Below are 23,824 nucleotides of genomic sequence, written 5' to 3'. Positions count from 1 at the left end.
ACAGGAATATGGGCCGATCGGAAGCCGCATCAGCGACGCATGCGCTGTGCTCGCCTGTCACGCGGCGGTGATGGCGTCGCCCAGGTTGAGCATCTCGCCGCGCGTCACGATTACCTTGTCGCCCAGCTTGACCGCGCCGAACAGCTTCTTCGCAAACGCGACCGGAATGCCGACGCAACCATGCGTGACGAAGCCGTCGCCGACCTTGCTGCCATGGATCGAGATGCCGTCATTGGTCATGCGCAGCATGTACGGCATCGGAGCGTTGTACAGGTTGGAGACGTGGTCGGCGTCCTTCTGCGTAATCGGGAAGATGCCGAGCGGTGTCGGTGTTCCCTCATCGCCATAGATAATCACCGCCGTGCCGATCTCATAGCCGGCGCGGAACACCGACAGGGTCTGCGCGGCGAGGTCGACCGTGACGACCATCTGGCCGGTCGCGGGCGCGCCGCTTTCGTCCCAATAGGAATCGCCCTGATGCATCGGGCCGGGGATCGACAGGATGCGCTTCACGACGAAGCGGGTGTTGACGGGCGCGGGCGCAACGGCCGGGATTGTTGCCGCCGCCTTGGCGGGGACGGGAGCAAGGTTGGGGGCGGGTAGCTTTGCACTGGCGATCGGTGTTGTCGCGTTCGTCGCCGGGGCAGCGATCAGGCCGATGCCACCGACGAACAGGGCCGCGCCGAACAGCAAGGGGGCGATCAACTGGATGCCCAGGGTCTTGCGGCCTGCCGCCAGGGGGATTCTCCAGCTCATCTGCCACTCTGTCCTGCAAAGCGGCGCGCGTCGCCAGCCCCTGTTTTCGAACGTGCCGGGCCGGGACGAATTAACGGGTCGTTTACCTTGATTGGCGGGCTACGCAGCCATGCGGGCGCATTGCGCATTGCCATCGCGAACCTGCTGGACGATCACGCTGCCATGCCATTCTTACCATCAGTGCCCCGAACGCTTGCGGTCTGCCTGTTGGCAGCGGCAAATCCGATCCTTGCTTCGCCAGCCCAGTCCACGATCGACAGCAAAAGAGAGGGGGCGCAAACAAGGGAGGGGCTCCGGAGCACCTACAAATCAGGGCTGTCGGCATGGGATAAGGACCATGATTCGCGCCTGAGCCGCGTCGAGTGGTCTATGATGGTCGACGCCGTTTATGCACCGGAAAATGTCCACCTCGAAGCGGAGGAGTTGAAGCGTGCGCGTGATGGGGAGATGGCATTCTTTTCCGCCACGGATGGCAATCACGACGGCTCGCTGACCTTGGAGGAAATGCTTCGCCTGCCGCTCGCCACGTTCGATTGCCTGGACACGGACCGCAACGACAGCATTGCCGCGGACGAAATTTCGGACGGCGTCGGGCATTGCGGGTCATTCGATGCCGGTTCCGGGAAGATCATTATGCCGACGCGCGGCGGCAATTGACGATCTGCTGGCTCTGAGTCCGCCGAACGACGCGCATCGGAGGCGTGCATAAGAACGCGCTCCGATACGCCGTGTTGGGTTCCGGGTTCAGCGATACGCAGGCGTAAGGACCGGCGCCCTCATCATGCCGCGACCTTGTTCCCCCGCGCCGCGATCAGGTTCGTCAGCACGGCGATGCGCTGGCGCTCAACCGTGGAATCACGCGAAGGGTGCGCCTGAAGCTGGTCGAGCAAGGCGCGCAGTTCCTTTTCCCATTGTTCGGTGTTGAGCTCGGACATGGTGCCTCTCCTCGGCGTCGTGATGTGCAGGTGAAAACGAGTATGGGGAGGAGTGAGTTCCTCAAGGGCGGCGCAGCAGGGCGATCGTGCCGTGCCCGCCATCGGCACAGACGCTGACCACCGCAAACGACCCCGACGGCTTCGCCCATAGCTCCTTCACCGCCTGGCTGAGGTCGCGCGCGCCGGTTGCGGCGAAGGGGTGGCCGATCGCGACCGACCCACCATTGGGATTGACCCGGTCCCACGGGAAAGGGCCGAAATCGAAGTCCACGCCCGCCCGGTCGCGCGTCCAGCCGGGCTTTTCCAGCGCGGCGACATTGGCCAGCACCTGCGCGGCAAACGCCTCATGGATTTCCCACAGTGCGATGTCTTCATATCTGAGGCCATGGCGCGCGAGCAGGCGGGGAATGGCGAAGCTCGGCGCCATCAGCAGCCCGTCGATGCCGTGATCGACCGCGGCGATCTCATGATCGATCAGCTCGGCATGGAAGGTCCCGGCTGGAAGCTTTGCCAGCCCCGCCTCGGTCGCCACCCAGCACGCCGCCGCGCCATCGGTGATCGGCGAGCTGTTGCCCGCGCTGAGCGAGCCCTTGCCCGACTTGTCGAATGCCGCGGGCAATGAAGCGAGCTTTTCCGCCGAGGTGTCGGCACGCGGATTGGCGTCGCGCGTGATCTCCGGCAGCGCGATCACCAGATCGTCGAAAAAGCCATTGTCCCACCCGGCCACTGCGCGCTGATGACTCTTCAGTGCCCAGTCGTCCTGCGCGGCACGGCCGATCTCCCAGATTTGCGCGGTCTCTTCCATATGGTCGCCCATCGTCCGCCCGGTGATCCGGTTGGCCCAGCCCTTGACCGGCAGGACGAGATCGTCGGGGGTCAGGGTCTGCAGCGCGGCAAGCGCTTCGCCGGGATTGGTACGGAACAACTTCACGATGCGCTTCGATGCCTCGAGCTTCAGGCCGATCGGCGGGTTGCTCATCACCTCGGCGCCGCCGACCATGACCAGATCGGTGCCGCCGCCGAGCAGCCCGGCCGCTGCGAATGCCGCGACCATGGAGGTCGAGCAGGCCAGCACCGCGGAAAAGGCCGGGACGGTGGGATCGAGTTTCGCGTCGAGCCAGATTTCGCGCCCGATATTGCTCCATCCCAGGCTCGGGATCACCGTGCCCCAGATGAACAGGTCGGGGCGGGCTTTCTCAGCCATCGCCTGGACCAGAGGTACCGAGAGGCTGATCGCATCATGATCCGCCAGCGCCCCGCCGCCGCGGCCGAACGGCGTCCGCAATCCAGAAGCGATAAAGGTTTTCAGAGCAAAACGCTGCATGCTGTGTCTCCGGGCGTGGCCGCCGATGCTGTTGCTGGCTGGAAGATCGGGAGCCAGTCGGGGAATGACAAGACGGGCCGTCATGCGCCGGAGGCAGGATGGTCATGCGCTCAATCCGGACGGCGAGTGCGGCTGAATCGTGCTGAACACCAGAAAGCAGCGAGAGTGCGCAGGGTCGGGCGATCCTCCAGCGAATGGCTTCATTCGGGCGCCATATCGCGCTATACTCCCCGCCATGACGTTCATCATTCTCAACCGCGCGGCTGCGTTTCCGCTGATCTGAGCGGGCCGATTGCGGCCTCGCTTCGTGCAGCGCTCATGGGCTGCCGATCCTTTGCGTTTGATATGATTGCGAGACACTCATGGACCTCGATCCTGCGCGAGCGCTCAGCGCCGCCGACATCCATTCGTTCATCCGCGACGGCTTTGTTCGCCTCGACCAAGCCTTCGCCAAACAGACTGCCGAACAGGCGCGCGCCATCCTGTGGCAGGCGACGGGATGCGATCCCGATGACCCAAGCAGCTGGACCCGCCCGGTCATCCGCCTCGATCAGTTCGGCCAGCCGCCGTTCCGCGAGGCGGCCAATACGCCGGTGCTGCGCCGCGCGTTCGACCAGCTGGTCGGGCCGGGACGCTGGATTCCCCGCGTCACGCTGGGGACGTTTCCGGTCCGCTTTCCCTCCTCCGATGCGCCTGGCGACACCGGCTGGCATGTCGATGTGAGCTTCGGGACCGATCATCCGGACTTCATGGAATGGCGCGCCAATGTGCGCAGCCGGGGCCGGGCGCTGCTGATGCTGTTCCTGTTTTCCGATGTCGGCCCGTATGATGCCCCGACCCGTATCCGGATCGGGTCGCACCGCGACATCGCCCGGCAGCTGGCGCCGGCGGGGGAGGCGGGGCTGACCCTGCGCGAGCTGGCGGCCGACGGCTTCGCGGCGTCGGCGCATCGGCCGGAAGTGCTGGCCGTGGGCGAGGCCGGCACGGTGTATCTGTGCCATCCGTTCCTGGTACATGCCGCCCAGCCGCATCGCGGCACGACCCCGCGCTTCATGGCGCAGCCCCCGCTATTGCCGCGCGAGCCGCTGTGCCTCGACCGGGCCGATGGCGGCTATTCGCCGGTCGAGCGGGCGATCCGGGAGGCGATCGGGACGCCGGGCGGGCCGCTTCTGTCGCCCTGACGGCCGGTCAGCGGTCGAGCCGAAGCGCATCGGCGCTATACAGCACGCTGCCGAAATGATGCCGCCACAAATTGGCGCCCAGATCGGCCGACCGATCGAGCGACGATCCGATGCTGAGCCATTTGAGCAGGGTCGGGTGAAGCCCGGCGTCGAACAGCATGAAGCCGGCGGCGAGGCAGCATGTGTCGGCCTGCACGCCGCACACCAGCACGCGGTCGACGCCAAGCGATTTCAGGTGATCGATCGCGTCGGCCGGCGGCAGATAGCCGTGTTTGATGAATATGCGGTCGGCCGGCACCAGGCTGTCGTCATCAGCGCCGGGATGCCAGCCGAGCTGCCGCTCGAACGGGGTTATCGCCTCGTCGTGCCGCTCGACCGTGGCGATGGTGTAGAGTCTCCGGCTCAGCGCCGTGATGTCGCGGATCATGCCCTCGGGCACCGCGAAGCTCGGTTGGACGTCGACGACGAGCAAGGCCTGTTTTCGAAAAATCATATGCAGCGCCATATCCGAACCAGCCCCGCGCCGAACAGGTTGCTTTCCAGAAACGCAGCTTTGATGACGAACGACAGGAGATATGGGACACCGGTTTGTGTCACCTTCGCTCTGCCCTGGTCTCGACAAAAATCCTGCATAATTCATTGAATATCAAGTACTTAAGATAATAATCTCCAATAGATTGCGCAATACAGGCAATGACTTCCGATCCCGACGCGCCGCTGCTGACCATCGAAGACCTGCGCCCTGTCGCGCGCTGGGCCGCCGATTGCGCCGAACGTGCGCTGCCGATTTTCGAAGCGAAGGCACCGGACGACACCCGTCCGCGCGAGGCGATCGCGGCGAGCCGGGCCTTTGCCGACAGCGGGATGCGCACCGCGGCGCTGCGCAAGATCGCCTGGGCAGCGCATGCCGCCGCGCGAGAGGCTGGCGATCCGGCTGCCGCGGCTGCTGCGCGGGCGGCCTGCGCTGCCGCGGCAACCGCATACACCCATCCGATTGCGAGCTCGCATCAGGTGAATCACATCCTCGGTCCGGCGGCTTACGCCGCGCAGGCGATCGCGCTCAGCGCGGGCGAAGCCGGCCACGGGGAGGCGGAAATTCACTGGGCGATCGCTCAGGCATCGCCGGAGGTCCGGCACGTCGTGCAGCGGATGCCGGAGCGTGCGCCAGGTAAGGGTCAATTGGGCGCGCTGTTCCTACAGCTGGAGATAGGGTTGCGCCGCTGATCGGGGATCGGCACCGTCGAGCCCCATGCCGGCGCTTGACTTTGGCCGCTCAGTCAAATCTCTGGACGGCACTGGGGGGCATCGATGAACAGATATTGGGGCAGCGCCGTGCTTGCGGCGGCGATTTCCGTGACGGGGAGCATGGCAGAGGCGAAAGAGGCGGCGAAACCCGCCAGCCCCTGGACCGGTTGCGGTGAAAACCAGGTCTCCGGGACGACCAAGTTCATGATGGGCCCGACCGCGGCCCGCGCGCTGACGCCCAGGACAGTGCCATCGGTCGGCATCGAACGCTGCACCGCGGCGCTCGATGCGCTGGATCCGCAGGCCGGTTGGGAGCGGCGGGCGGCGCTGCTGCGGTCGCGCGCCAAATTCCGGGTCGCGGCCAAACAGCATCGCGAGGCGCTGGCCGATCTCGATGCGATCGCCGCGATCGAGCGCCCCGATACGGCCTATGCGCGCAGCTTCGGCGTTTCGCTGCACATGCTCCGCGCGATCGCCTATCTCGAGGCAGGGCGGCGCGACGATGCGGCCGACGAGGCGGTTCGCGCGATGCAGGCGCGGCCGTGGAACGCCAGGATCGCGGGGTTCGCCTTCTCCCTGTCCGGCTTGCGAACCACGATCCCGCCGCGGGAAAAGGCGCGCTGGGACAATCTCGTCCGGCTCGACGGCGATTATATCGAGCGGCGTGCCGCGGCACTGGCGCGGGCGGGCGAATGGGCCGAGGCGCTGACCGACTGGCAGAATGTCCCGCTGGCGCCCGGTGGGATCGGCCAGACCTTCATCAACCTGCCCAACATCCGGGTCATAGGCATGCCCGGCCTCGCGGTGACCGGGGTGAATGCCGGGCGCACGGCACAGGCAGTGATCACCGCCGCCGTGGCCGGACGGTCCGACCTTGCCGAGCTGTGGCTGGAACAGGCGCGCAAGAACATTGCCGCGCCACGCGAGCCGACCGCGATCGAGCGCAATTTCAAGATCAATAGCGACCCGGCCGAGCAACGCGCCGCGCTCGACACATGGTCGCCGCTGATCGAGGCTGCGACCCTGCTCGGCAAGGGGGATGCGCAGAGCGCCGCGACCCGGCTGGAGGGCGTGAAGGAAATGCCGGTCGGCCAGATCACCCTGGCACTGATCCATGCCGTGATCGGCAAGCTGCCTGCCGACAGCCATCCGGGCCTGCGATCGGCTCTCGCCCAGGTCGAGGAACAGCATCAACTGGACGGCAATGAGCGCTTCGTTGTCGGATTCGATCCGGCGGCGCTGATCGACGGGATGCCCGATCATGAGGAGGTCATGCTCGCCAATCCCTACCGCTCCGCCGTCAAATTCCTGCGCGCGAACGGTTTTTCGGTGAAACTGGCGAAGGACGGAAAGAGCGCGGTGGTCACCTTCTTCGGCAACAAGTCGCACCCCTTCGCGCTCGGCGAAATGGCGTTGCTGCGCGCCGCCGAACTGACCGTGGAGCAGGGCAAGCCCGCGTTCAGGGTGACCGGCAATGACGAATATACCCAGACATCGACGATGACCATGAACGGCACCCCGGTGGGGCCGTCGACCGTGTCGGGGCATAGCGTCAATCTGACCGTCGAATTCGTCGATGCCGGGGCGTCCGACCGGCCGGAGAGCATCATCCAGGCGGCGGATGTGCAGGCGGCGCTGGCGCCGATTTATGTGAAGGCCGATGGGTCGTGACGGGAGGCGTTCAGGGACATTTGCGGCCACGTTCCGCGTGAGCTGCGCGGCCCTGAACCTAACCGCAAGACAATGGACGATCACCTTGGTCCAGCAGATCGCAACGCGGGCGCGGCGGGTTGCGCTCAAATCATACCCGACAATCGAAAACCATATGTAAAACCGGAAATGCGTTGTATTGGCGATACCGATATAACGAGAGTGACATGTTTATGACCACGGCCAACCTGTTTTCTCCCTTCACCTGCAAGTCGTTGACGCTCCGCAACCGGATCGTGATGGCGCCGATGACCCGGTCGCATTCGCCCGGCGGCGTGCCGACCGACGAAGTGGCCGGCTATTATCGCCGGCGCGCGGCGGCCGATGTCGGGTTGATCGTGTCGGAGGGGACAGGGGTCAATCGCCCCGCATCGCTCAACGATCCCAATGTGCCGCGCTTCCACGGCGAGGCCGAACTGGCCGGCTGGCAGAAGGTGATCGACGAGGTGCATAGCGTCGGCGGCGTGATGGCGCCGCAACTCTGGCATGTCGGCGCGGTCAAGACGCGGCACGCAGACTGGACGCCGCCGGGCGCCTATGACAGCCCTTCGGGCCTGTCCCGGCCGGGCAAGCCATTCGGCCAGGCGATGGCCGATCACGAGGTCGCCGACGCGATCGCCGCCTTTGCGCAGGCCGCCGCCGATGCCAAGAGGCTCGGGTTCGAGGCGGTCGAACTGCACGCCGCGCATGGCTATCTGATCGACCAGTTCTTCTGGGAAGGGACCAATGAGCGCAGCGATCCCTATGGCGGTCCCTCGCTGGTCGATCGTTCGCAATTCGCCGCGCAAATCCTGAAGGCGACACGCGCTGCGGTCGGCCCGGACTTTCCGATCATCATCCGCATCAGCCAGTGGAAGCAGCAGGATTATGCCGTGCGCATGGCCAATTCGCCGGCCGAAATGGAACGCTGGCTGACCACTTTGGTCGATGCCGGCGCCGACATCCTGCATTGTTCGCAGCGTCGCTTCTGGGAACCGGAATTCGAGGACCAGGGGTCGGACCTGAACTTTGCCGGCTGGGCGAAGAAGCTGACCGGCCAGCCGACAATCACCGTCGGGTCGGTCGGCCTGTCGGGCGATTTCTTCAGCGCGTTTGCGGGGCAGGGGTCGGAGACTGCCTCCCTCGACGAGCTGGTCCGGCGGCTGGATCGTGGGGATTTCGATCTTGTCGGGGTTGGGCGCGCCTTGCTGCAGGATCCGCTCTGGGCGACCAAGATCAAGGAAGGGCGGACCGGCGACCTTGAGGCGTATCGAGGGGACGCGCTAGCTACGCTGTCCTAGCTAGGCGATGGCGCTGTGCTCGCCGTCATTGGTCGGGGGGCGATGGTTCGGAGGATGGGCCATGGCGGCAGTTCGCTAATTGTCGCTGCGTCTTGCGGCCGAAGAGTGAGAAAAGTGGACTGTCACCGTAACTCAAAAGTGGAGTGTTGTCGTAAAGATGGATACATTATGCGGTCGGCGAAAACGGCGGAATGGAAGCACTGAGCTGTGTGGAGATAGGCAAAGTAAGGCGCCGACGTAATTCCTTTCATATCCTAGCGGGTTGTCGGGAGCGAAAAGCTCCGCTTATAACGAGCCCGAACCGAAAAACGTCCAGCGGGAGGTAACAATGGCCGAGAGCGATTTCGTCGTACCGGAGACCTGGATAACTTCGGTCGAGGTTGAAGGGCTTCATAACCGACTGAGTTTCACTGTGGCGCTCAGAGCTGGCGTAAATATCATTTATGGCAAGAACGGTATTGGCAAAACGACGCTTCTTCATGTGATTGCTAATTTGTCGGAAGGAGACGTCGCGCGGTTCTCTTTCCTAAGATTTAACCGCATAGAGGTTACTAACAATCATGGGCAGACCATTAAGTTAGTCAAGTCGGATAGTTCCTTAACGGTTTATATCGACGATCAAGAAACCTCCTATCAACACGGGATCAATGATCTCTCCGAAGCTGAGCAACAAGCTATTCGCGCTGCACTGGGAAATCGTGCAACTTATCTCCCGGCGTTCAGATCGGTTTTGGAGCGGATGCGTGAAAGTGCATACGCTGCCCAAGAAGATCGCGGCAGACCGGAGTATGAGGCGTTACGCCGATCAGAGTGGGAAGCCATTCAAACAGAAAAAGGTTATGACCGTGCGATGCGCCGCGAAGGAAATCTTTTAGAGTCGAATGTTTCAAAGACTCTTCGTTGCCGGGAGTGGTTTGGGCATTTTGTACCCGTCATCCGCTATCCTTCCATCACAGATGTTGTTGCTGGTCTAAGTGATGAATGGACTACCGCGCAGATTGCCATAAATAGGATCGAACAGAAGCAGTTTGAGACGGCTTTCGTGGAGATATTCTCCGCGATCGCAAAAGGAGACATCGCGACCGAAGATCTAGATCACGGCCCCTTGTTAGAGGAAATACGCGACCTGGTGACTCTTGATGATAGTCCTTTCCAAGGACCAACAAAAATGTCTGCATACTTGCAACTTGTTAATATCGCAGATAGCCCATCCAATGCTGGACGGAACTATGGCAATGTTCTTCAAATATATAGGGATAAGCTATTTGAGCGTAAAGTCGAAAGGGAGAATGCTCTAAAATCTGTTAACGCATTTCAAGATTCAGTAAACGTATTCCTATCAACGAAATCATTTTGCATTGGAAATCGATCTTCGTTTCGAACAAAGTTGCGGGAGCGATCGGTATTTATCGAGCCTGAACAAGGGAAACCTTATGGAGTGATGGCTTTGTCTTCTGGTGAGCGCCAGATCGTTACGATGCTATTTTCTGCAACTCGTTCGCTATTTAGGGGCGGGTGCTGCTTAATTGATGAACCGGAGCTGTCGCTTCATGTTGATTGGCAGAGAATTATCCTTAAGCAAATCGAAGGGCAACACCGAGGCCGTCAGATCATTGCATGCACGCACTCGCCTGAAATTGGCGCCGACCATGAGGATCGCGTTCAGTTTTTTGAACCGAGAATTATTCAGACGAGTGACGATGATAGCAATGAGTTAGAAGAGAGTGTTGGTCTGTGAGTACGAGTTACTCCCTTGGAGGCTATAGAATCGCAATTCAAGCTAGAACAGCAAAAACGATTTTAGTTGAGGGACGTGACGATAAGCTTTTACTGGACTCGTTAAGGCAATGCTGGGCCAACGTGCGTGGTATCGTCGTTGACTCTGTTGATATTATTTCGGACGTCGCGTTAACGGGCTTTGGTGCCAAGGCTAAAGTTGATCATGTCACTGCCAATATTCCCGCAGCGCTAAGTGTACTTGACAAGTTTGTCGCCTTTGTTGATCGTGAGTGGGAAGAGCTTATCGATCCGAATACGTCTGATCCTCTACCATGGTCCTTTCCATTACAGACTGGCATTCGTATTAAGACGCCTGGGCATTCGATCGAAAACTTTGGCTTTGCTAGAGAATTTGTTGAGGTTTATCTTCGACATTTCGGCGGTTCAGTGGCCACACCAGCATTACTTGCGGACGTGGGCGCTGCGATTCCAGAATTAATGAGAGCAGGTGCGGCTTTCTCGGAGATAGCACGAAAGCATAGCATTATTGGAAAGTGCGCCAATATCTTTGAATTATCCGACATCCATTGGAACGGCCGCTCAGTGACCTTGTCAATTTTATTGGAAGCACGCTTAGCGAGTCGCGGTGCGCAGAATGTCGTCGGACTGATAGCCCAGTTCACGAACGAGTATCACGGAAAGTGGTCGCAAGCGCCACTTTCTCATGAAACTCATTTCCATGCCCATGGCCATATTGGTGAGGCAATTCTTTGGTTCGGTATCGCAGAGATTGCGGTTAGTCATGGGTTTAGTGCCGAGATCGGTCGCGAGATCGCTTCTGGGCGACGGGAAGAAAAGCGGCGCGTGTGGCATACCTGGATGTGCAGTTTAGCACCGGCGACCCTAGCGCCGATCGACCAAGCACTAACATGAGCCGCTGAAACTGAAACTTCGGACCGGTCGTCCTATTGTTTGCTAGGCCCGCGTCACGTGGAATAGATGCATGGGCGGTTTAGGATCGCCTTGTGTTCGTAATAATGAGGCGATGACTTGCCAAAGCGGTAACAAGGCGGTTGTCGATTATTTCAAACGGGCAAAGGGTTGGACTGAGGCCGCTCGCTCCAGCGGCAATCGCTGACGAATCGGAAATGTCGCGTAACACCCTAGATTGCCCGAGCAGAGTCAAAATTGTGAGTCAGTCGCTTAGTGATCGGCCCCAAGCCACAAAAAACCCTACATTTTCGCATATTGTAGGGGTGACTGGCGGAGACGGAGGAATTCGAACTCATAGTACTAGTGAGCCGCCCGAATGCTAAAATAAGCATGATATTATCGCTCACCCGACAGTAACAAAACTATCCATAACCCGCTTCCGCCCCGCAGCCTCGAAATCGATCTCCAGCTTATTCCCCTCGATCTCGGCAATCTCGCCATAACCGAACTTCTGGTGGAACACCCTCATCCCGACCGCGACGTCGGACCGCCCCTTATTCCCGATGCTCACCGCGCTGGCCCGGCTTTCCACCACCCGCGAAGGCTCGCGAGTGAAGGTACGGCTGGTAAAGCTACCGCCCGGGTTCACGCCCGCCGCGCGCTGCCAGCCCGGGCCTCTTCCCGTACCGCGCGCCACATCCGCAAAGGGGTCGGCGCGTTCGGACCAGTTGGCGCGCCACAGGCTTTCGCCGCCGGACATGCTGCTCTCGCTCTCGGTATGTGCGTCGGGCAATTCGCCGACGAAGCGCGACGGGATGCTGCTGGTCCATTGGCCATAGATGCGGCGATTGGCGGCGTGGATGATGACCGCGCGGCGCCGGGCGCGGGTGATCGCGACATAGGCGAGGCGGCGTTCCTCCTCCAAGCTGGCCAGGCCGCCTTCGTCGAGTGAGCGCTGCGAGGGGAACAGCCCTTCTTCCCAGCCGACCAGGAAGACCGTGTCATACTCCAGGCCCTTGGCGGCGTGGATCGTCATGATCGTCACCTTGGCCTCCTCCGCCGCCGCCTCGTTATCCATCACCAGGCTGACATGTTCGAGGAACGCGGTCAGGCTCTCATATTCCTCCATCGCGCGGACCAGTTCGGTGAGGTTCTCCAGCCGGCCGGCGGCCTCGGCGGATTTTTCCACCTGCCACATCGCGGTATAGCCGCTTTCGTCGAGGATCTGGCGCGCCAGTTCGGGGTGCGGCGTATCATTGGCGAGCGCACGCCAGCGCGCCATGTCGCCGACCAGATTGCCGAACGCGCGGCGTGCCTGCGGGGTCAGCTCATCGGTGTCGAGGATGCGCGCGGCGGCGGTGGCGAGCGGAATGCCTTCCGCGCGGGCGAGCTGGTGCACTTTCTGCACCGCCTTGTCGCCAAGCCCGCGCTTGGGCACGTTGACGATGCGTTCGAAGGCAAGGTCGTCGGCCGGCTGCGCGACGACGCGCAGATAGGCGAGCGCATCGCGGATTTCGGCGCGTTCGTAGAAGCGGAAACCGCCGACGATGCGGTACGGCATGCCGATCGAGATGAAGCGGTCCTCGAACTCGCGCGTCTGGTGCTGCGCGCGGACCAGGATGGCGATGTCGTCGATGCTCTTGCCCGCGCGCTGGCAGCTTTCGATTTCCTCGCCGACGCGGCGTGCCTCTTCCGGGCCGTCCCATACGCCGATCACCTTGACCTTCTCGCCGTCGGGCTCGTCGGTCCATAATGTCTTGCCGAGGCGGCCGCTGTTGTTGGCGATCACGCCACTCGCGGCGGCCAGGATATGCGGGGTGGAGCGGTAATTCTGTTCCAGCCGAATGATCGCCGCGCCGGGAAAGTCCTTCTCGAACTTCAGGATATTCTCGACCTGCGCGCCGCGCCAGCTATAGATCGATTGGTCGTCATCGCCGACACAGCAGATATTCTTGTGTTCCTGCGCGAGCAGGCGGAGCCAGAGATACTGGACGCTGTTGGTGTCCTGATACTCATCGACCATGATATATTTGAAGCGCTCCTGGTACATTTTCAGCACCTCGCGGTCGCGCTTCAGGATGACCAGCATGTGCAGCAGCAGGTCGCCGAAATCGCAGGCGTTGAGCGCGATCAGGCGCGCCTGATAGGCGGCGTACAGCTCCTTGCCGCGGCCATTGGCGTAGAGCTCGCTCTCGCCGGCATCGAGATCGGCGGGAGTGAGCCCCTTGTTCTTCCACCCGTCGATCAACCCGCCCAGCGCGCGCGCCGGCCAGCGTTTCTCATCCAGATCGGCGGCGGTGATCAGTTGCTTCAAAAGGCGCAGCTGATCGTCGGTATCGAGGATGGTGAAGTTGGATTGCAGTCCGACCAGCTCGGCATGGCGGCGCAGCATCTTCGCGCCGATCGCGTGGAAAGTGCCGAGCCACGGCATGCCCTCGACCACATCGCCGACCAGCCGCCCGACGCGGTGGCGCATCTCGCGCGCTGCCTTGTTGGTGAAGGTGACGCTGAGGATCTCCGACGGCCAGGCGCGCTTGGTGAACAGCAGATGCGCGAGCCGCGCGGTCAGCGCCGCGGTCTTGCCGGTGCCGGCACCGGCGAGGACCAGGACGGGACCTTCGGTGGTCAGCACGGCCTCTCGCTGCGGCGCGTTGAGGCCCGAGAGATAGGGCGGGTCGTCGGGGGAAGGCGCGGGAAGACTCATCGGTGAACAGGTAGGGAACGCGCGCAAAGAGAGCAAGCCGGAATGGGGTTGCGCGGCGGCGGCTCTTGTGGAACAAAACAGGAAACAATGAGGGAATCAACGATGCCGACGGGACGATGCCATTGCGGGGCGGTGACCTATCAGACGACGGGCGAGCCAGTCTATCACGCGCTGTGCCATTGCGACGATTGCCGCCGCGCGGCGGGCGCGCCGATGGTCGGGTGGATGGCGCTGCTCGCCGGGCAAGTGACGGTATCCGGCGAGACCGTCACCTATGCCTCTTCGGAACATGGCCGGCGGCAATTTTGCGGCACGTGCGGGACGGGGCTGTTCTACACCAATGCCGAGGTGCTGCCGGGGATCATCGATATCCAGTCGTCGACGCTCGACGATGCCGCCGCCCATGCCCCGGCGATCCATGTGCAGGTGGCGGACAAGCTTGGCTGGGTCGACGGCATTGCCGGCCTGCCCGCGTTCGAACGCTATCCGGGGCAGTGATGTCGGCGGCACTGCGTGGTGACTTGTCCGCGTGCGACCGCTAGCCTGATCGCCGAACGCGCACACCGGAGGGGATAGGCATGGACGTCGTCGGACGCTGGCACGACTATATCGAGAGCAACGACCCGGCAAAGCTCGATGCGCTGATCGCCGAGGACGCGGTGTTCCTTTCGCCCGCGGTACATCGGCCGCAGGCCGGCAAGGCGCTGGTGATGCACTATCTCCGCGCGGCGATGGTCGTGCTCAACAATGACAGTTTCCGCTATGTCGACGAATGGCATGGCGAAGGTTCGGCGGTGCTCGAATTCGCGCTGAGCATCGATGGCATCGAGATCGAGGGCGTCGACATGATCCGCTGGAACGAGGCCGGGCTGATCACCGAATTCAAGGTGATGCTGCGGCCGTTAAAGGCACTGAACACGGTGATCCCGCGGATGGCGGCAGTGCTTCAGGGTGAGGCGACTTAGGGCAGGCTTATTTTCAGCATATGTTCGCGGCGGCGAGCAAACAGGGGTTCGCATAGAGGCGCAGAGCGCGCGGAAGTCCCAATGGGCGCTCCATCGCGCCCGTTATACCCAGCTGCGTTGATGCTGACTTATCTTTCACCTGCTTCCCCGGCGAAGGCCGGGGCCCAGTTGGTAGGCATTTGTTGGCCTGGCGCTTCGCGTTGTCACCTCGATCCTCTCGACTGGGCCCCGGCCTTCGCCGGGGAAGCAGTAAAGTTGGGTCAGCAGCAAGGCGAGTTGGTATTGCTCCCTGCTTACGGATCGGTTGGCCATTGCAGGCTGCCCATGCCGCCGGACACACCATCTCCGCGTCCTCTGCGCCTCTGCGCGAACCTTACTACTGCGCCACCGACCACCCGGGCCTGAAAGTCGACGCCCCGAGGGACACCGGCTTGCAGCGGCGGGCGTCATTTTCCGATGCAATGCCCGGCGGCTGGATAAGCGCGATTCAACAGCGATGCCTGTCATGGCAGCGAGACTATGGACGAGAGTGCCACAAGCCTCCGGCCCGCTCTTTGACATGACCGGAAAATCCTCAACGACTTGGTGCTGGCTGTTCCGGCCATAACAGCCAGCGTCGTTCGCTGTTATCTGGCTGATAGCTGGCTGATAAGCTGGCTGTTCGTTGGCTGTTATTCGGCGACGGAAATATAATCTAAATTATTGAAAATATTATATAAATTATCACATCGAGGACGAACTGGCGGCCTGCAAAAAAACAAATACCTGAATAACAGCCAGGAACAGCCAGCAAATGGCTCTCTTGTCCCAACTTGCAGTCCCGGCGCGAGCCATCGACGGCGATTGTCATGTGATTGTCATAATCCCGCGCAAGGGCGTGACCATGTCTACCACATTCCCCGCGACCCTTGCCGAGTCGCCACAACCTGCCTTGCGCGGCCGGTTCGACTCGCGCTCGCATCCGATTGCGAAATGGGTCTTTATCGGCGTGCTGCTTGGCGGGCTCGTATATGCCGGGCTCAGCGTGATGACCGATACGCGGGACGTGGGCGAACAGCTTGCGTTCGGCGCCTTCGCCTTTCTCGCGCTGGCGCTGGTGATCGCGCTGGGGTTCGAGTTCGTGAACGGGTTTCACGACACCGCCAATGCGGTCGCGACCGTCATCTACACCAATTCGATGCCGGCGCAGCTGGCGGTGGTGTGGTCGGGGTTCTTCAATTTCCTCGGCGTGATGCTGTCGAGCGGCGCGGTCGCCTATTCGATCATCACCTTGCTGCCGGTCGACCTGATCCTCAATGTCGGCAGCAGTGCCGGTTTCGCGATGATCTTCTCGCTGCTGCTGGCGGCGTTGCTGTGGAATCTCGCCACCTGGTATGTCGGCCTGCCCAACAGTTCGAGCCACACGCTGATCGGGTCGATCCTCGGCGTCGGCTTCGCCAATCAGCTGATCCAGTCGGGCGCGAAGGGCGGTACGGCCGGGGTCGAATGGGGGCAAGCGTACAAGGTGCTGACCGGGCTATGGATGGCGCCGCTGATCGGTTTCGCCGCCGCGCTGCTGCTGCTGTTCGTGATGCGCCGCGTGGTGCGCAATCCCAGGCTCTATGCCCAGCCCGACGCGGGCGCGCCGCCGCCGCGCGGCATTCGCGCGCTGCTGATCTTCACCTGCACCGCGGTCAGCTTCGCGCATGGCGGCAATGACGGGCAGAAGGGCATGGGCCTGATCATGCTGATCCTGATCGGCTGCGCGCCGACCGCCTATGCGCTGAACCGCTCGCTTCCGACATCGGCGACCCCCGCTTTCGTCGCCGCCGCAAACGGCGCAAGCGCGACTTTCGACGCCAAGGCGGGCGACGTGACGGTCACCCCGGCGGAGGCGCGCGGCGTGCTGACCCGGGCGCTGCAGGTCAAATCGGTCGATACGCCCGAGGTCTATGCCGCGATCGAGACGGTGTCGCGCGGCCTGGCGCAGCGCGTCGGCGATTATGGCGCGCTGAGCAAGGTGCCGGCCGAGGCGACGCCCAATCTGCGCAACGACATGTATCTGGTGCTCGACACGACCAAATTGATCACCAAGGCGAAGGATGCGGGGACACGATTCAGCGAACCGGAGCTGAAGGCGATCACGGCGTATCAGGGGCTGCTCGAACAGGGCACGCGCTTCATTCCGCTATGGGTCAAGATCACCGTCGCGATCGCGCTCGGCCTGGGTACGATGGTCGGCTGGAAGCGGATCGTGGTCACGGTCGGCGAGAAGATCGGCAAGAGCCACATGACCTATGGCATGGGCGCATCGGCGGAACTGGTCGCGGCATCGGTGATCCTGATGGCGGAGCGGTTCGGCCTGCCGGTATCGACGACGCACATCCTGACCTCCGGCGTGGCGGGCGCGTCGGTCGCCAATGGCCAGGGGCTGCAGGGGCGGACGATCCGCAACATGGCACTGGCCTGGGTGCTGACCTTGCCGGCCGCGATGTGTCTGTCGGGCGGGCTCTACTGGGTGATGCTGACCATCGTGCAGGCCGGAGCGACACGCTAACAACCTTTCGGCTGGTTCTGGGGAATTGTTGGGGCGGGACGAAATCACCTTTCTCCGTTCGGGCCGGACTTGACCGGCGCGGTGCGCCGCGCGAACGCTGCGGCATGACAAGCCCCATGAAAGCGCATCGCCGCGTGCTGCTCGCCAGCCTCATTGGCACCTCGGTCGAGTTCTACGATTTCTACATCTATGCGACCGCGGCGGCTTTGGTATTCGGACCGCTCTTCTTCCCGTCGGAGAGCCAGTCGGCGCAGCTGATGCTGTCCTATGCCAGTTTCGGGCTGGCCTTTTTCGCGCGGCCCTTGGGGGCGGCGGTGTTCGGGCATTTCGGCGACCGGCTGGGACGCAAATCGACGCTGGTCGCTTCATTGATGCTGATGGGCGGATCGACCGTGCTGATCGCTTTCCTGCCGGGTTATGCGCAGATCGGCTGGGTCGCGCCGCTGATCCTGTGCGTGCTGCGCTTCGGACAGGGGCTGGGGCTGGGCGGCGAATGGGGCGGGGCGAGCCTGCTGGCGGTGGAGAATGCGCCGCGCGGCTGGGAGAATCGCTACGGCATGTTCCCGCCGCTCGGGGCGCCGATCGGGTTCATTGCCGCCAATGGCTTCTTCCTGCTGCTCGGCGTGCTGCTCACCGACGAACAGTTTCGCGACTGGGGCTGGCGGGTGCCGTTCCTGGCCAGCGCGATACTGGTCGGGCTGGGGCTATGGGTACGGCTCAAGCTGACCGAGACGCCGGCGTTCCTCGATGCCGCCGCGCATGAGGCATTGCCCAAGGTGCCGATGGCGACGCTGCTGCGCACCCATCTGCGCCCGACGATTGCCGGGACGGTCGGGGTGATCGCGTGCTTCGCGCTGTTCTACCTAACCACCGCCTTCGCGCTGAGTTACGGCACGACTACGCTCGGGCATGGTCGTCAGGCCTTTCTCGGGCTGGAAATCGGCGCGGTGCTGTTCCTCGCGCTCGGCGTGATCGTATCATGCGTCTGGGCCGATCGTCGCGGTGCGGCGGCGATGCTGAAGCTCGGCTTTGCCGGATGCGTGATCGCGGGCCTGCTGATGGGTCCGATGCTTGGCGCGGCGTCGCTGGTCGTGGTGTTCGCTTGGCTCGCCTTCGCGCTGTTCGCGATGGGCTTTGCCTATGGGCCGCTGGGTGGGTGGTTGCCGTCGCTGTTCGAGCCGGGGGTGCGCTATACCGGTGTGTCGGTGGCGTTCAACCTCGGCGGGATCGTCGGTGGGGCGCTGGCGCCGATCTTCGCGCAAATGCTGGCCGATCGCGGTGGATTGAACCTGGTCGGGGCGTATCTGGTCGTTGCGGGCGTGCTGAGCCTGAGCGGGTTGATGCTGCTCAAGCGGCCCGCTTCGGCAGCTTGAGTCCCCATCCGCTCGTTCGAGCCCTAAATCGTCCGCAGGATCGTCAGCTTGGCCTTGCCGTGTACCCGCTCGACATCGATCGCGAAGCCGTCGACTGCGACGGTCTCGTCGCGTGCGGTCTCGATGCTGATCCAGGTCGCCGGACCGGTCCAGCCGAGGCGCGACAGCTTGTCGAGCGCGACCGCGCCCGCACCGGTGCCATAGGGCGGGTCCATCAGGATCAGGTCGAGCGGCTGCGTCACGCGGGCCAAGGCGAGCACGGATTGCGGACGGACATCGCCCTTCGTCTCGAGCTTGGCGAGATTGGCGCGCAACGCGTCGAGCGCGGCCTTGTCCTGCTCGACGAACACGCAACTTGCCGCGCCGCGCGACAGGGCCTCCAGTCCGAGCGCACCTGAGCCGGCGAACAGGTCGGCCACCGCCAGTTCCTCGAAACTGCCCAGGCGGCTGGTCAGCATCGAGAACAGCGCCTCACGGGTGCGGTCGGCGGTGGGGCGGGTGGCGTCGCCCTTCGGCGCGATGATCTGGCGACCGCGCCAGGTGCCGGCAATGATACGCATGCTTTACTTCCGGGTTTTCGGCGGGCGCGCCGGGCCGCCGGGCTTGCTGCCGCTGCGGGGTTTTGTCGGGCGCGAGGAGGGGCGGGCGTCGGCGCCTCGATCAGCGCGCGGCGGACGGGCAGGGCGATCGCCGTGTGGCGCTCGCGCATCGGGCTTGGCGCGGACGTTGCGGCCGAGTTCGGCGTTGAACACGCGCTTCGGCCGGTCGCCGCCTTCGCCGCCGACGCCCTGTTTGGGCTTGGCGTCGTAGAAGCGCTTCGGCTTGGGCGCTGCGCCGCTGGTCGGACGCGCATCGCGTGGTGGGCGCTCCCCGGGGCCCGGCGTCGTATCGGGCGCCCAGCCGGCCGGTTTCTGACCGCGAGGCGCGCGTGGCGGCCGTGCGTCGGTGAAGGATTCACGGTCGGCACGCGACGCGGCAGCGCGATCGATGCGCGGTGCGGGGGCCTTGGGCCGCGCGGGGCGCTTGTCGCCGATCGTCACCGGCTCGGGACGCGCTGCTCTTGGACCGGCCGATGGTGTGCGTCGATCGCCCGGACCCTCTGTGCGGCGTGGCGCGGGTGACGGCGGACGCCGCGCGCCGGCTACGACCGGCGTTGGTCTCGGCCGAGCGCTGTATTTCTCGTCCTGCTTGAGCCGCTCGGGTGGCGGGTTGCGGGTCGGGTTCTTGCGGAAGGCGACTACGTCATGCTGGCGTACTTCGCCGATATCGCCGGGCGGCAGGTCGCCGAGTACGAACGGGCCATAGCGGGTGCGGATCAGGCGCGAGACCTTGAGCCCGAGATATTCGAGCACGCGGCGCACTTCGCGATTCTTGCCTTCGGTCAGGATCATCTCGATCCAGACATTCGCTCCGGTACGGCGTTCGAGATTGGCGTTGATCGACCCATAGCGCACGCCCTCGATCTCGACGCCGTGGATCAGATCCTCGAGCTGCGCCTGAGTCACAGCGCCATAAGCGCGGGCACGGTACGCCCGTTCGACGCCGGTCGCGGGCAGCTCGAGCTGGCGCTTCAGCTCGCCATCGGTGGTGAGCAGCAACAGCCCCTCGGTATTGAGATCGAGCCGACCGACCGGAACCAGGCGCGGCAAGTCCTTGGGCAGCTTGTCATAGATGGTCGGTCGCCCGCCGGGGTCGCGCTCGGTCACCAGCAGGCCGGACGGCTTGTGATAGAGAAACAGGCGCGCAGGTGCGGCGGCCTGGACCGGATTGCCATCGACGGTCACACCGGCGAGCGAGGTCAGGATCGTCGCGGGCGTTTCGATCGCGACGCCGTTCAGCGCGACGCGGCCTTCCGTGATCATGCGTTCGACTTCACGCCGCGAGGCGATGCCGGCCCGAGCGAGCAGCTTGGCAATGCGCTGGGAATCGCGGGACGACTCCCCGGGCGCGTCTTTGGATGGCTTATTCAGGGTCACATTCCGGCTGATACAGGCAAAATGCGGGGTGACCCGAAAAAAATGTTGCGGCAGATCGCGCGACAGCGCGTTAAGGGACGCAGGCGTAACGAGGTTATGGGGAATTCTTCCCGGCCCAGTGTGTAAAGGCGGACCCCCGGACCATGTTGTTCGGCAAGAAAAAACGGCGAATTTGCAAGCTGTTGATCGTGGAAGACGAGCCTTTGGTTGCGTTCGACACGGAACATTTCCTGCGCGAGGCCGAATTCGAGATCGTCGCCACGGTCGATCGCGTCGTTGACGCGATGACGGTGATTCGCGGCGGGCATGATATCGACCTGGTACTGGTCGATATCAGCCTGGCGGACGGCAGCGGCATCGATGTCGCGCGCGAGGCGCACACGCACGACCTGCCGGTGCTGTTCGTGACCGGTGACTGCCCTGCGGGTGGGCAGGATGTCGCTGTGGGGTGCCTGGCCAAACCCTATACGCAGCGCGACCTGCTCACCGCGATCGACGTGATCGAGGCGGTACTCGAGGGCAAGAAGGCGAAGCGGCTGCCATACGGGCTGAAGCTGTTCGAAAAGACGGCGTAAAAGTCGCTTAGAGCCGCGCCTCCACTTCATCGTGGAAATGCCGCATGCCGGTTTCCAGCGTGCCCAGAGTCAGCCGGTCGATCGCGCCCGAGGAGAGCCCCTCCTGGCCGAGCGCGGCGGCGCGGAAATCCTCCGACGCGAATACGCCGCCGTCGAGCAGATTCCAGCTCTTCTCCCAATGCGCCAGCGCCTTTTCACTCGTCGGCGCCTCGGGGATCAGCATGAAATCCTCGATCAGCACGCGACCTTCCGACTGCGGCATCAGCGTCATCAGGTTCATGTAATCGGGACTGACGATCAGCACGGTGCCGGGGAACATCTGATAGGTATAGGTCATCGCCGCGCGCAGCGTCGGCCAGTCGTCCGACTGCGCCGCTGCCAGCGCTGCCTCGCGCCCGACCACCGATCGCTGATGCGGGCCGATTCGATCGCCGGTCGAGACGCCGTCCTTGAAGAACGGGCCGATCGTCGCGGCATGTAGCCGCTGGACGTGATAGCTTTCGAGGAACGCGTCCATGATCAGTTTCCAGTTCGCCGCCACGTCGTGGGTGCGGCGACGGAACAGATGCTGGCCGGCCATGTCGAAGGCGTCGAAATCATGACCCAGTGCTTCGGCTTCGGCGAAATCGGCCTGTTCGTCGAACGCGAACCAGATCAGTCCGCCGGCTTCGCGTGTAGGCAGGCGCCTGAGACCGAACTGAGTCTTGTCGAGGCCGGGAAAGGCGTCGGGTCGGGGCAGGCCGGAAAGCGCGCCGTCGAGCGTATAGCTCCAGGCGTGATAGGGGCAGATCAGGCGTGGCGCGCAGACGGCCTCACCGCCCTCGACCAGGCGCGTGCCGCGATGCTGGCAGACATTGAGAAAGACATGCGCAGCGCCGCTCTTGTCACGGGTGATGAGCAGCGGCTTGCCGAATCCGTCATGCGGCACGGCCATGTTCGGCTGCGGCAGCAGCGCGGACGGTGCGATGACCAAAGGTAGTTTGGAGAAGATCCGCTCCTGTTCGGCCGCATGACGCGCCGGATCGGTATAGGCGGTGGCATCGATATGCGTGATGCCCTGATTGGGGCGCGTGCCGCCATTCGCCAATATCGTGGCGAGCGCGAGTTGCCCCTCGGTTGGTCGTACGATCTTCACGGGTGCGTTCATCGACGCTTCCTCTCCCAGCTTTTCCCGCTAGTCTCTGCGTCTTGAGCGCGGGGAGCAAGAGTTTGATGGACGAAGCGGCGACCAGGCACGGCAAAAGCTGGCTGGACGGACTGAGACCCTATGTCGAAAAGGCGCCGGTCGCGTCCTTCTTTCTCGGGGTCTCGTCGGGCGTACCGTTTGCGATGATCGCGGCGACGCTGACCACGCGCCTGGCGCAGGTCGGCATCGAGAAGAAGACGATCACCGCCTTCACGCTCGCTTTTCTGATCTACAATCTCAAGCCGCTCTGGGCCTGGGTTATTGATGGCGTCCGGCTGCCCGGGCTGCATCGGCTCGGCCAGCGTCTGTCATGGCTGATCGTCGCCGGGTTGATGTCGGTCGCAGCGATCATCAACCTCGGATTGACCGATCCGACCGCGAGCATTGGCGCGACCGTTGTGGCGGCATTGCTCGTCGCGTTCGCCGGCGCGACCTATGACATCGTCATCGATGCCTATCGCATCGAGCTGCTCGAGCCGTATCAGATGGGCGTCGGCTCCGGGATGACACAATATGGCTGGCGGATCGGCTCCAACGGCGTGGCCGCGCTCGCACTGGTGCTTGCGGTCCGTTACGGCTGGTCGGTGGCCTATATCGCGTGCGCCCTGTTCGCGCTGTCGGCGATCGTCACCGGATTGATCGTCGGTGAGCCGGTGCGACACCGCGAACCGACCGGGCGACGCGGGATGAGTGAAATCGGCGCGTCGATCGTCGGGCCGTTCGTCGAATTCTTCCAGCGCCAGGGTGCAGCGATCATCCTGCTCTTCATCCTGATCCACAAGATCGGTGACACGCTGGGCCAGTTGGTCGTGCGTTTGCTGTTCGACGACCTCGGCTTCACCAATGACGAGATCGCGCTGTACGATGTCGGCGTCGGCTTCTGGACCTATCTGATCGGTATCTTCGTGGGCGGGGTACTCTATGCGCGGCTGGGTATGAAAAAGTCAGTGCTGATCAGCCTGATCCTGATGGCGGTGTCCAATGCCAGCTTCGCATTGCTGGCTGCGTCGGGCCATTCCAATCTCGGTATGGCGGGCGCGATCGGCTTCGAGAATTTCGCCAGCGGGATCGGTGGTGTTGCGGTCACCGCTTATTTCGCGGCCTTGTGCGACCTGCGCTTCACCGCCGCGCAATATGCGCTGATCTCTGCCGCCGCGAGTATCGTCGGGCGTATTCTGACCGGTACGACCGCAGGTGCGCTGGTCGAACGCTTCGGCTTCGTCAATTATTACTGGATGACCACTCTCGTCGCATTGCCCGGCGTGCTGTTGTTTTGGTGGATGATCCGGACTGGCATCGTGGACGGTGCAATCGGTACGGCCGGGACCGAGGCGGCGGAGGCTACGGCAGAGCGCGCTGAAGCACGACGCGTGGCCGATGAGGAGGAGCGCCAATGACGCGCCGGCAATATTCTGACCGCGGAGTC

21 protein-coding genes are annotated in these 23,824 nt (G+C 63.2%); 13 read left to right on the top strand and 8 right to left on the bottom strand.

The features are described 5' to 3' along the window. Positions 1–57: 57 nt before the first annotated feature. A complete protein-coding gene (locus H3Z74_RS10275; protein WP_187763759.1) occupies positions 58–756 on the bottom strand; it encodes a L,D-transpeptidase family protein in 699 nt (232 codons plus the stop codon). Between the two features lie 120 nt (positions 757–876). On the opposite strand from H3Z74_RS10275, the gene H3Z74_RS10270 reads away from it, so the two are divergent. Then, entirely contained in the window at positions 877–1,413 is a 537-nt protein-coding gene (locus H3Z74_RS10270) for an EF-hand domain-containing protein (protein ID WP_187763758.1), read from the top strand. 122 nt (positions 1,414–1,535) lie between these two features. Here the strand turns inward: H3Z74_RS10270 and H3Z74_RS10265 are convergent, their stop codons facing one another. Both H3Z74_RS10265 and H3Z74_RS10260 read right to left on the bottom strand, forming a co-directional pair. Next, positions 1,536–1,691: a hypothetical protein gene (locus H3Z74_RS10265; RefSeq protein WP_187763757.1), complete on the bottom strand. Its 156-nt coding sequence runs from the start codon at positions 1,689–1,691 to the stop codon at positions 1,536–1,538. Positions 1,692–1,752: 61 nt separating this feature from the next. Further along, positions 1,753–3,015, bottom strand: coding sequence for an acetyl-CoA C-acyltransferase (locus H3Z74_RS10260; RefSeq protein WP_187763756.1), 1,263 nt, complete (start codon positions 3,013–3,015; stop codon positions 1,753–1,755). A 362-nt stretch (positions 3,016–3,377) separates the two neighbouring features. Between H3Z74_RS10260 and H3Z74_RS10255 the strand changes: the two genes are divergently transcribed. Continuing rightward, positions 3,378–4,196 (top strand): phytanoyl-CoA dioxygenase family protein, encoded by an 819-nt coding sequence (locus H3Z74_RS10255; protein ID WP_187763755.1) that lies wholly within the window; start codon positions 3,378–3,380, stop codon positions 4,194–4,196. A 7-nt stretch (positions 4,197–4,203) separates the two neighbouring features. Here H3Z74_RS10255 and H3Z74_RS10250 read toward each other — a convergent pair whose 3' ends face one another. Beyond that, a complete protein-coding gene (locus H3Z74_RS10250) occupies positions 4,204–4,689 on the bottom strand; it encodes a cysteine hydrolase family protein (protein ID WP_187763754.1) in 486 nt (161 codons plus the stop codon). Between the two features lie 200 nt (positions 4,690–4,889). Here H3Z74_RS10250 and H3Z74_RS10245 point away from each other — a divergent pair, with 200 nt between their 5' ends. The 5 genes from H3Z74_RS10245 (at position 4,890) to H3Z74_RS10225 (ending at position 11,083) form a co-directional block, all read left to right on the top strand. Beyond that, the gene (locus tag H3Z74_RS10245) at positions 4,890–5,420 is read left to right on the top strand and encodes a putative immunity protein (protein ID WP_187763753.1); all 531 of its coding nucleotides are present in this window, start codon (positions 4,890–4,892) and stop codon (positions 5,418–5,420) included. Positions 5,421–5,504: 84 nt separating this feature from the next. Beyond that, complete coding sequence (locus tag H3Z74_RS10240) at positions 5,505–7,112, top strand: hypothetical protein (protein ID WP_187763752.1); 1,608 nt, start codon at positions 5,505–5,507, stop codon at positions 7,110–7,112. Positions 7,113–7,318: 206 nt separating this feature from the next. Beyond that, a complete protein-coding gene (locus H3Z74_RS10235) occupies positions 7,319–8,431 on the top strand; it encodes an NADH:flavin oxidoreductase (protein ID WP_315443016.1) in 1,113 nt (370 codons plus the stop codon). Positions 8,432–8,759: 328 nt separating this feature from the next. After that, positions 8,760–10,169 carry an AAA family ATPase gene (locus H3Z74_RS10230; RefSeq protein ID WP_187763751.1) on the top strand — a complete coding sequence of 470 codons (1,410 nt, stop codon included), beginning with the start codon at positions 8,760–8,762 and terminating at the stop codon, positions 10,167–10,169. A gap of 122 nt (positions 10,170–10,291) precedes the next feature. Further along, positions 10,292–11,083, top strand: coding sequence for a hypothetical protein (locus H3Z74_RS10225; RefSeq protein ID WP_187763750.1), 792 nt, complete (start codon positions 10,292–10,294; stop codon positions 11,081–11,083). A gap of 403 nt (positions 11,084–11,486) precedes the next feature. Here the strand turns inward: H3Z74_RS10225 and H3Z74_RS10220 are convergent, their stop codons facing one another. Then, on the bottom strand, positions 11,487–13,787 hold the full coding sequence (locus tag H3Z74_RS10220; RefSeq protein ID WP_187763749.1) for an ATP-dependent helicase: 2,301 nt from the start codon (positions 13,785–13,787) through the stop codon (positions 11,487–11,489). A 102-nt stretch (positions 13,788–13,889) separates the two neighbouring features. Between H3Z74_RS10220 and H3Z74_RS10215 the strand changes: the two genes are divergently transcribed. The 4 genes from H3Z74_RS10215 to H3Z74_RS10200 all read left to right on the top strand — a co-directional run bounded on the left by H3Z74_RS10215 (position 13,890) and on the right by H3Z74_RS10200 (position 18,661). Beyond that, positions 13,890–14,285, top strand: coding sequence for a GFA family protein (locus H3Z74_RS10215; protein WP_187763748.1), 396 nt, complete (start codon positions 13,890–13,892; stop codon positions 14,283–14,285). An 80-nt stretch (positions 14,286–14,365) separates the two neighbouring features. Further along, positions 14,366–14,752: a nuclear transport factor 2 family protein gene (locus H3Z74_RS10210; protein ID WP_187763747.1), complete on the top strand. Its 387-nt coding sequence runs from the start codon at positions 14,366–14,368 to the stop codon at positions 14,750–14,752. Positions 14,753–15,635: 883 nt separating this feature from the next. Further along, positions 15,636–17,288, top strand: a complete 1,653-nt coding sequence (locus tag H3Z74_RS10205; protein ID WP_187764262.1) for an inorganic phosphate transporter — start codon at positions 15,636–15,638, stop codon at positions 17,286–17,288. A 104-nt stretch (positions 17,289–17,392) separates the two neighbouring features. After that, entirely contained in the window at positions 17,393–18,661 is a 1,269-nt protein-coding gene (locus tag H3Z74_RS10200; protein ID WP_187763746.1) for an MFS transporter, read from the top strand. 23 nt (positions 18,662–18,684) lie between these two features. Here H3Z74_RS10200 and rsmD read toward each other — a convergent pair whose 3' ends face one another. Further along, entirely contained in the window at positions 18,685–19,221 is a 537-nt protein-coding gene (gene rsmD / locus H3Z74_RS10195; protein ID WP_187763745.1) for a 16S rRNA (guanine(966)-N(2))-methyltransferase RsmD, read from the bottom strand. A gap of 3 nt (positions 19,222–19,224) precedes the next feature. Continuing rightward, positions 19,225–20,523, bottom strand: a complete 1,299-nt coding sequence (locus tag H3Z74_RS10190; RefSeq protein ID WP_229727014.1) for a pseudouridine synthase — start codon at positions 20,521–20,523, stop codon at positions 19,225–19,227. Between the two features lie 257 nt (positions 20,524–20,780). On the opposite strand from H3Z74_RS10190, the gene H3Z74_RS10185 reads away from it, so the two are divergent. Beyond that, entirely contained in the window at positions 20,781–21,212 is a 432-nt protein-coding gene (locus H3Z74_RS10185; RefSeq protein WP_187763744.1) for a response regulator, read from the top strand. Between the two features lie 7 nt (positions 21,213–21,219). Here H3Z74_RS10185 and H3Z74_RS10180 read toward each other — a convergent pair whose 3' ends face one another. Then, positions 21,220–22,359 carry an aromatic ring-hydroxylating oxygenase subunit alpha gene (locus tag H3Z74_RS10180; protein WP_187763743.1) on the bottom strand — a complete coding sequence of 380 codons (1,140 nt, stop codon included), beginning with the start codon at positions 22,357–22,359 and terminating at the stop codon, positions 21,220–21,222. Positions 22,360–22,424: 65 nt separating this feature from the next. Between H3Z74_RS10180 and H3Z74_RS10175 the strand changes: the two genes are divergently transcribed. Beyond that, positions 22,425–23,795 carry an MFS transporter gene (locus H3Z74_RS10175; protein ID WP_187763742.1) on the top strand — a complete coding sequence of 457 codons (1,371 nt, stop codon included), beginning with the start codon at positions 22,425–22,427 and terminating at the stop codon, positions 23,793–23,795. The last annotated feature ends 29 nt before the right edge of the window (positions 23,796–23,824 follow it).

This window comes from Sphingomonas alpina (genome assembly GCF_014490665.1).
GTDB classification, from domain to species: Bacteria; Pseudomonadota; Alphaproteobacteria; order Sphingomonadales; family Sphingomonadaceae; genus Sphingomonas; species Sphingomonas alpina.
This window is presented reverse-complemented; position numbering and strand designations above follow the sequence as displayed.

Bases quoted from the DNA above. Each gene is read 5' to 3' on its own strand.
- H3Z74_RS10275 (WP_187763759.1), bottom strand. From the start codon at position 756: ATGAGCTGGAGAATCCCCCTGGCGGCAGGCCGCAAGACCCTGGGCATC.
- H3Z74_RS10265 (WP_187763757.1), bottom strand. From the start codon at position 1,691: ATGTCCGAGCTCAACACCGAACAATGGGAAAAGGAACTGCGCGCCTTG.
- H3Z74_RS10260 (WP_187763756.1), bottom strand. From the start codon at position 3,015: ATGCAGCGTTTTGCTCTGAAAACCTTTATCGCTTCTGGATTGCGGACG.
- H3Z74_RS10255 (WP_187763755.1), top strand. From the start codon at position 3,378: ATGGACCTCGATCCTGCGCGAGCGCTCAGCGCCGCCGACATCCATTCG.
- H3Z74_RS10250 (WP_187763754.1), bottom strand. From the start codon at position 4,689: ATGATTTTTCGAAAACAGGCCTTGCTCGTCGTCGACGTCCAACCGAGC.
- H3Z74_RS10245 (WP_187763753.1), top strand. From the start codon at position 4,890: ATGACTTCCGATCCCGACGCGCCGCTGCTGACCATCGAAGACCTGCGC.
- H3Z74_RS10240 (WP_187763752.1), top strand. From the start codon at position 5,505: ATGAACAGATATTGGGGCAGCGCCGTGCTTGCGGCGGCGATTTCCGTG.
- H3Z74_RS10235 (WP_315443016.1), top strand. From the start codon at position 7,319: ATGTTTATGACCACGGCCAACCTGTTTTCTCCCTTCACCTGCAAGTCG.
- H3Z74_RS10230 (WP_187763751.1), top strand. From the start codon at position 8,760: ATGGCCGAGAGCGATTTCGTCGTACCGGAGACCTGGATAACTTCGGTC.
- H3Z74_RS10220 (WP_187763749.1), bottom strand. From the start codon at position 13,787: ATGAGTCTTCCCGCGCCTTCCCCCGACGACCCGCCCTATCTCTCGGGC.
- H3Z74_RS10215 (WP_187763748.1), top strand. From the start codon at position 13,890: ATGCCGACGGGACGATGCCATTGCGGGGCGGTGACCTATCAGACGACG.
- H3Z74_RS10210 (WP_187763747.1), top strand. From the start codon at position 14,366: ATGGACGTCGTCGGACGCTGGCACGACTATATCGAGAGCAACGACCCG.
- H3Z74_RS10205 (WP_187764262.1), top strand. From the start codon at position 15,636: ATGTCTACCACATTCCCCGCGACCCTTGCCGAGTCGCCACAACCTGCC.
- H3Z74_RS10200 (WP_187763746.1), top strand. From the start codon at position 17,393: ATGACAAGCCCCATGAAAGCGCATCGCCGCGTGCTGCTCGCCAGCCTC.
- rsmD (WP_187763745.1), bottom strand. From the start codon at position 19,221: ATGCGTATCATTGCCGGCACCTGGCGCGGTCGCCAGATCATCGCGCCG.
- H3Z74_RS10190 (WP_229727014.1), bottom strand. From the start codon at position 20,523: ATGATCACGGAAGGCCGCGTCGCGCTGAACGGCGTCGCGATCGAAACG.
- H3Z74_RS10185 (WP_187763744.1), top strand. From the start codon at position 20,781: ATGTTGTTCGGCAAGAAAAAACGGCGAATTTGCAAGCTGTTGATCGTG.
- H3Z74_RS10180 (WP_187763743.1), bottom strand. From the start codon at position 22,359: ATGAACGCACCCGTGAAGATCGTACGACCAACCGAGGGGCAACTCGCG.
- H3Z74_RS10175 (WP_187763742.1), top strand. From the start codon at position 22,425: ATGGACGAAGCGGCGACCAGGCACGGCAAAAGCTGGCTGGACGGACTG.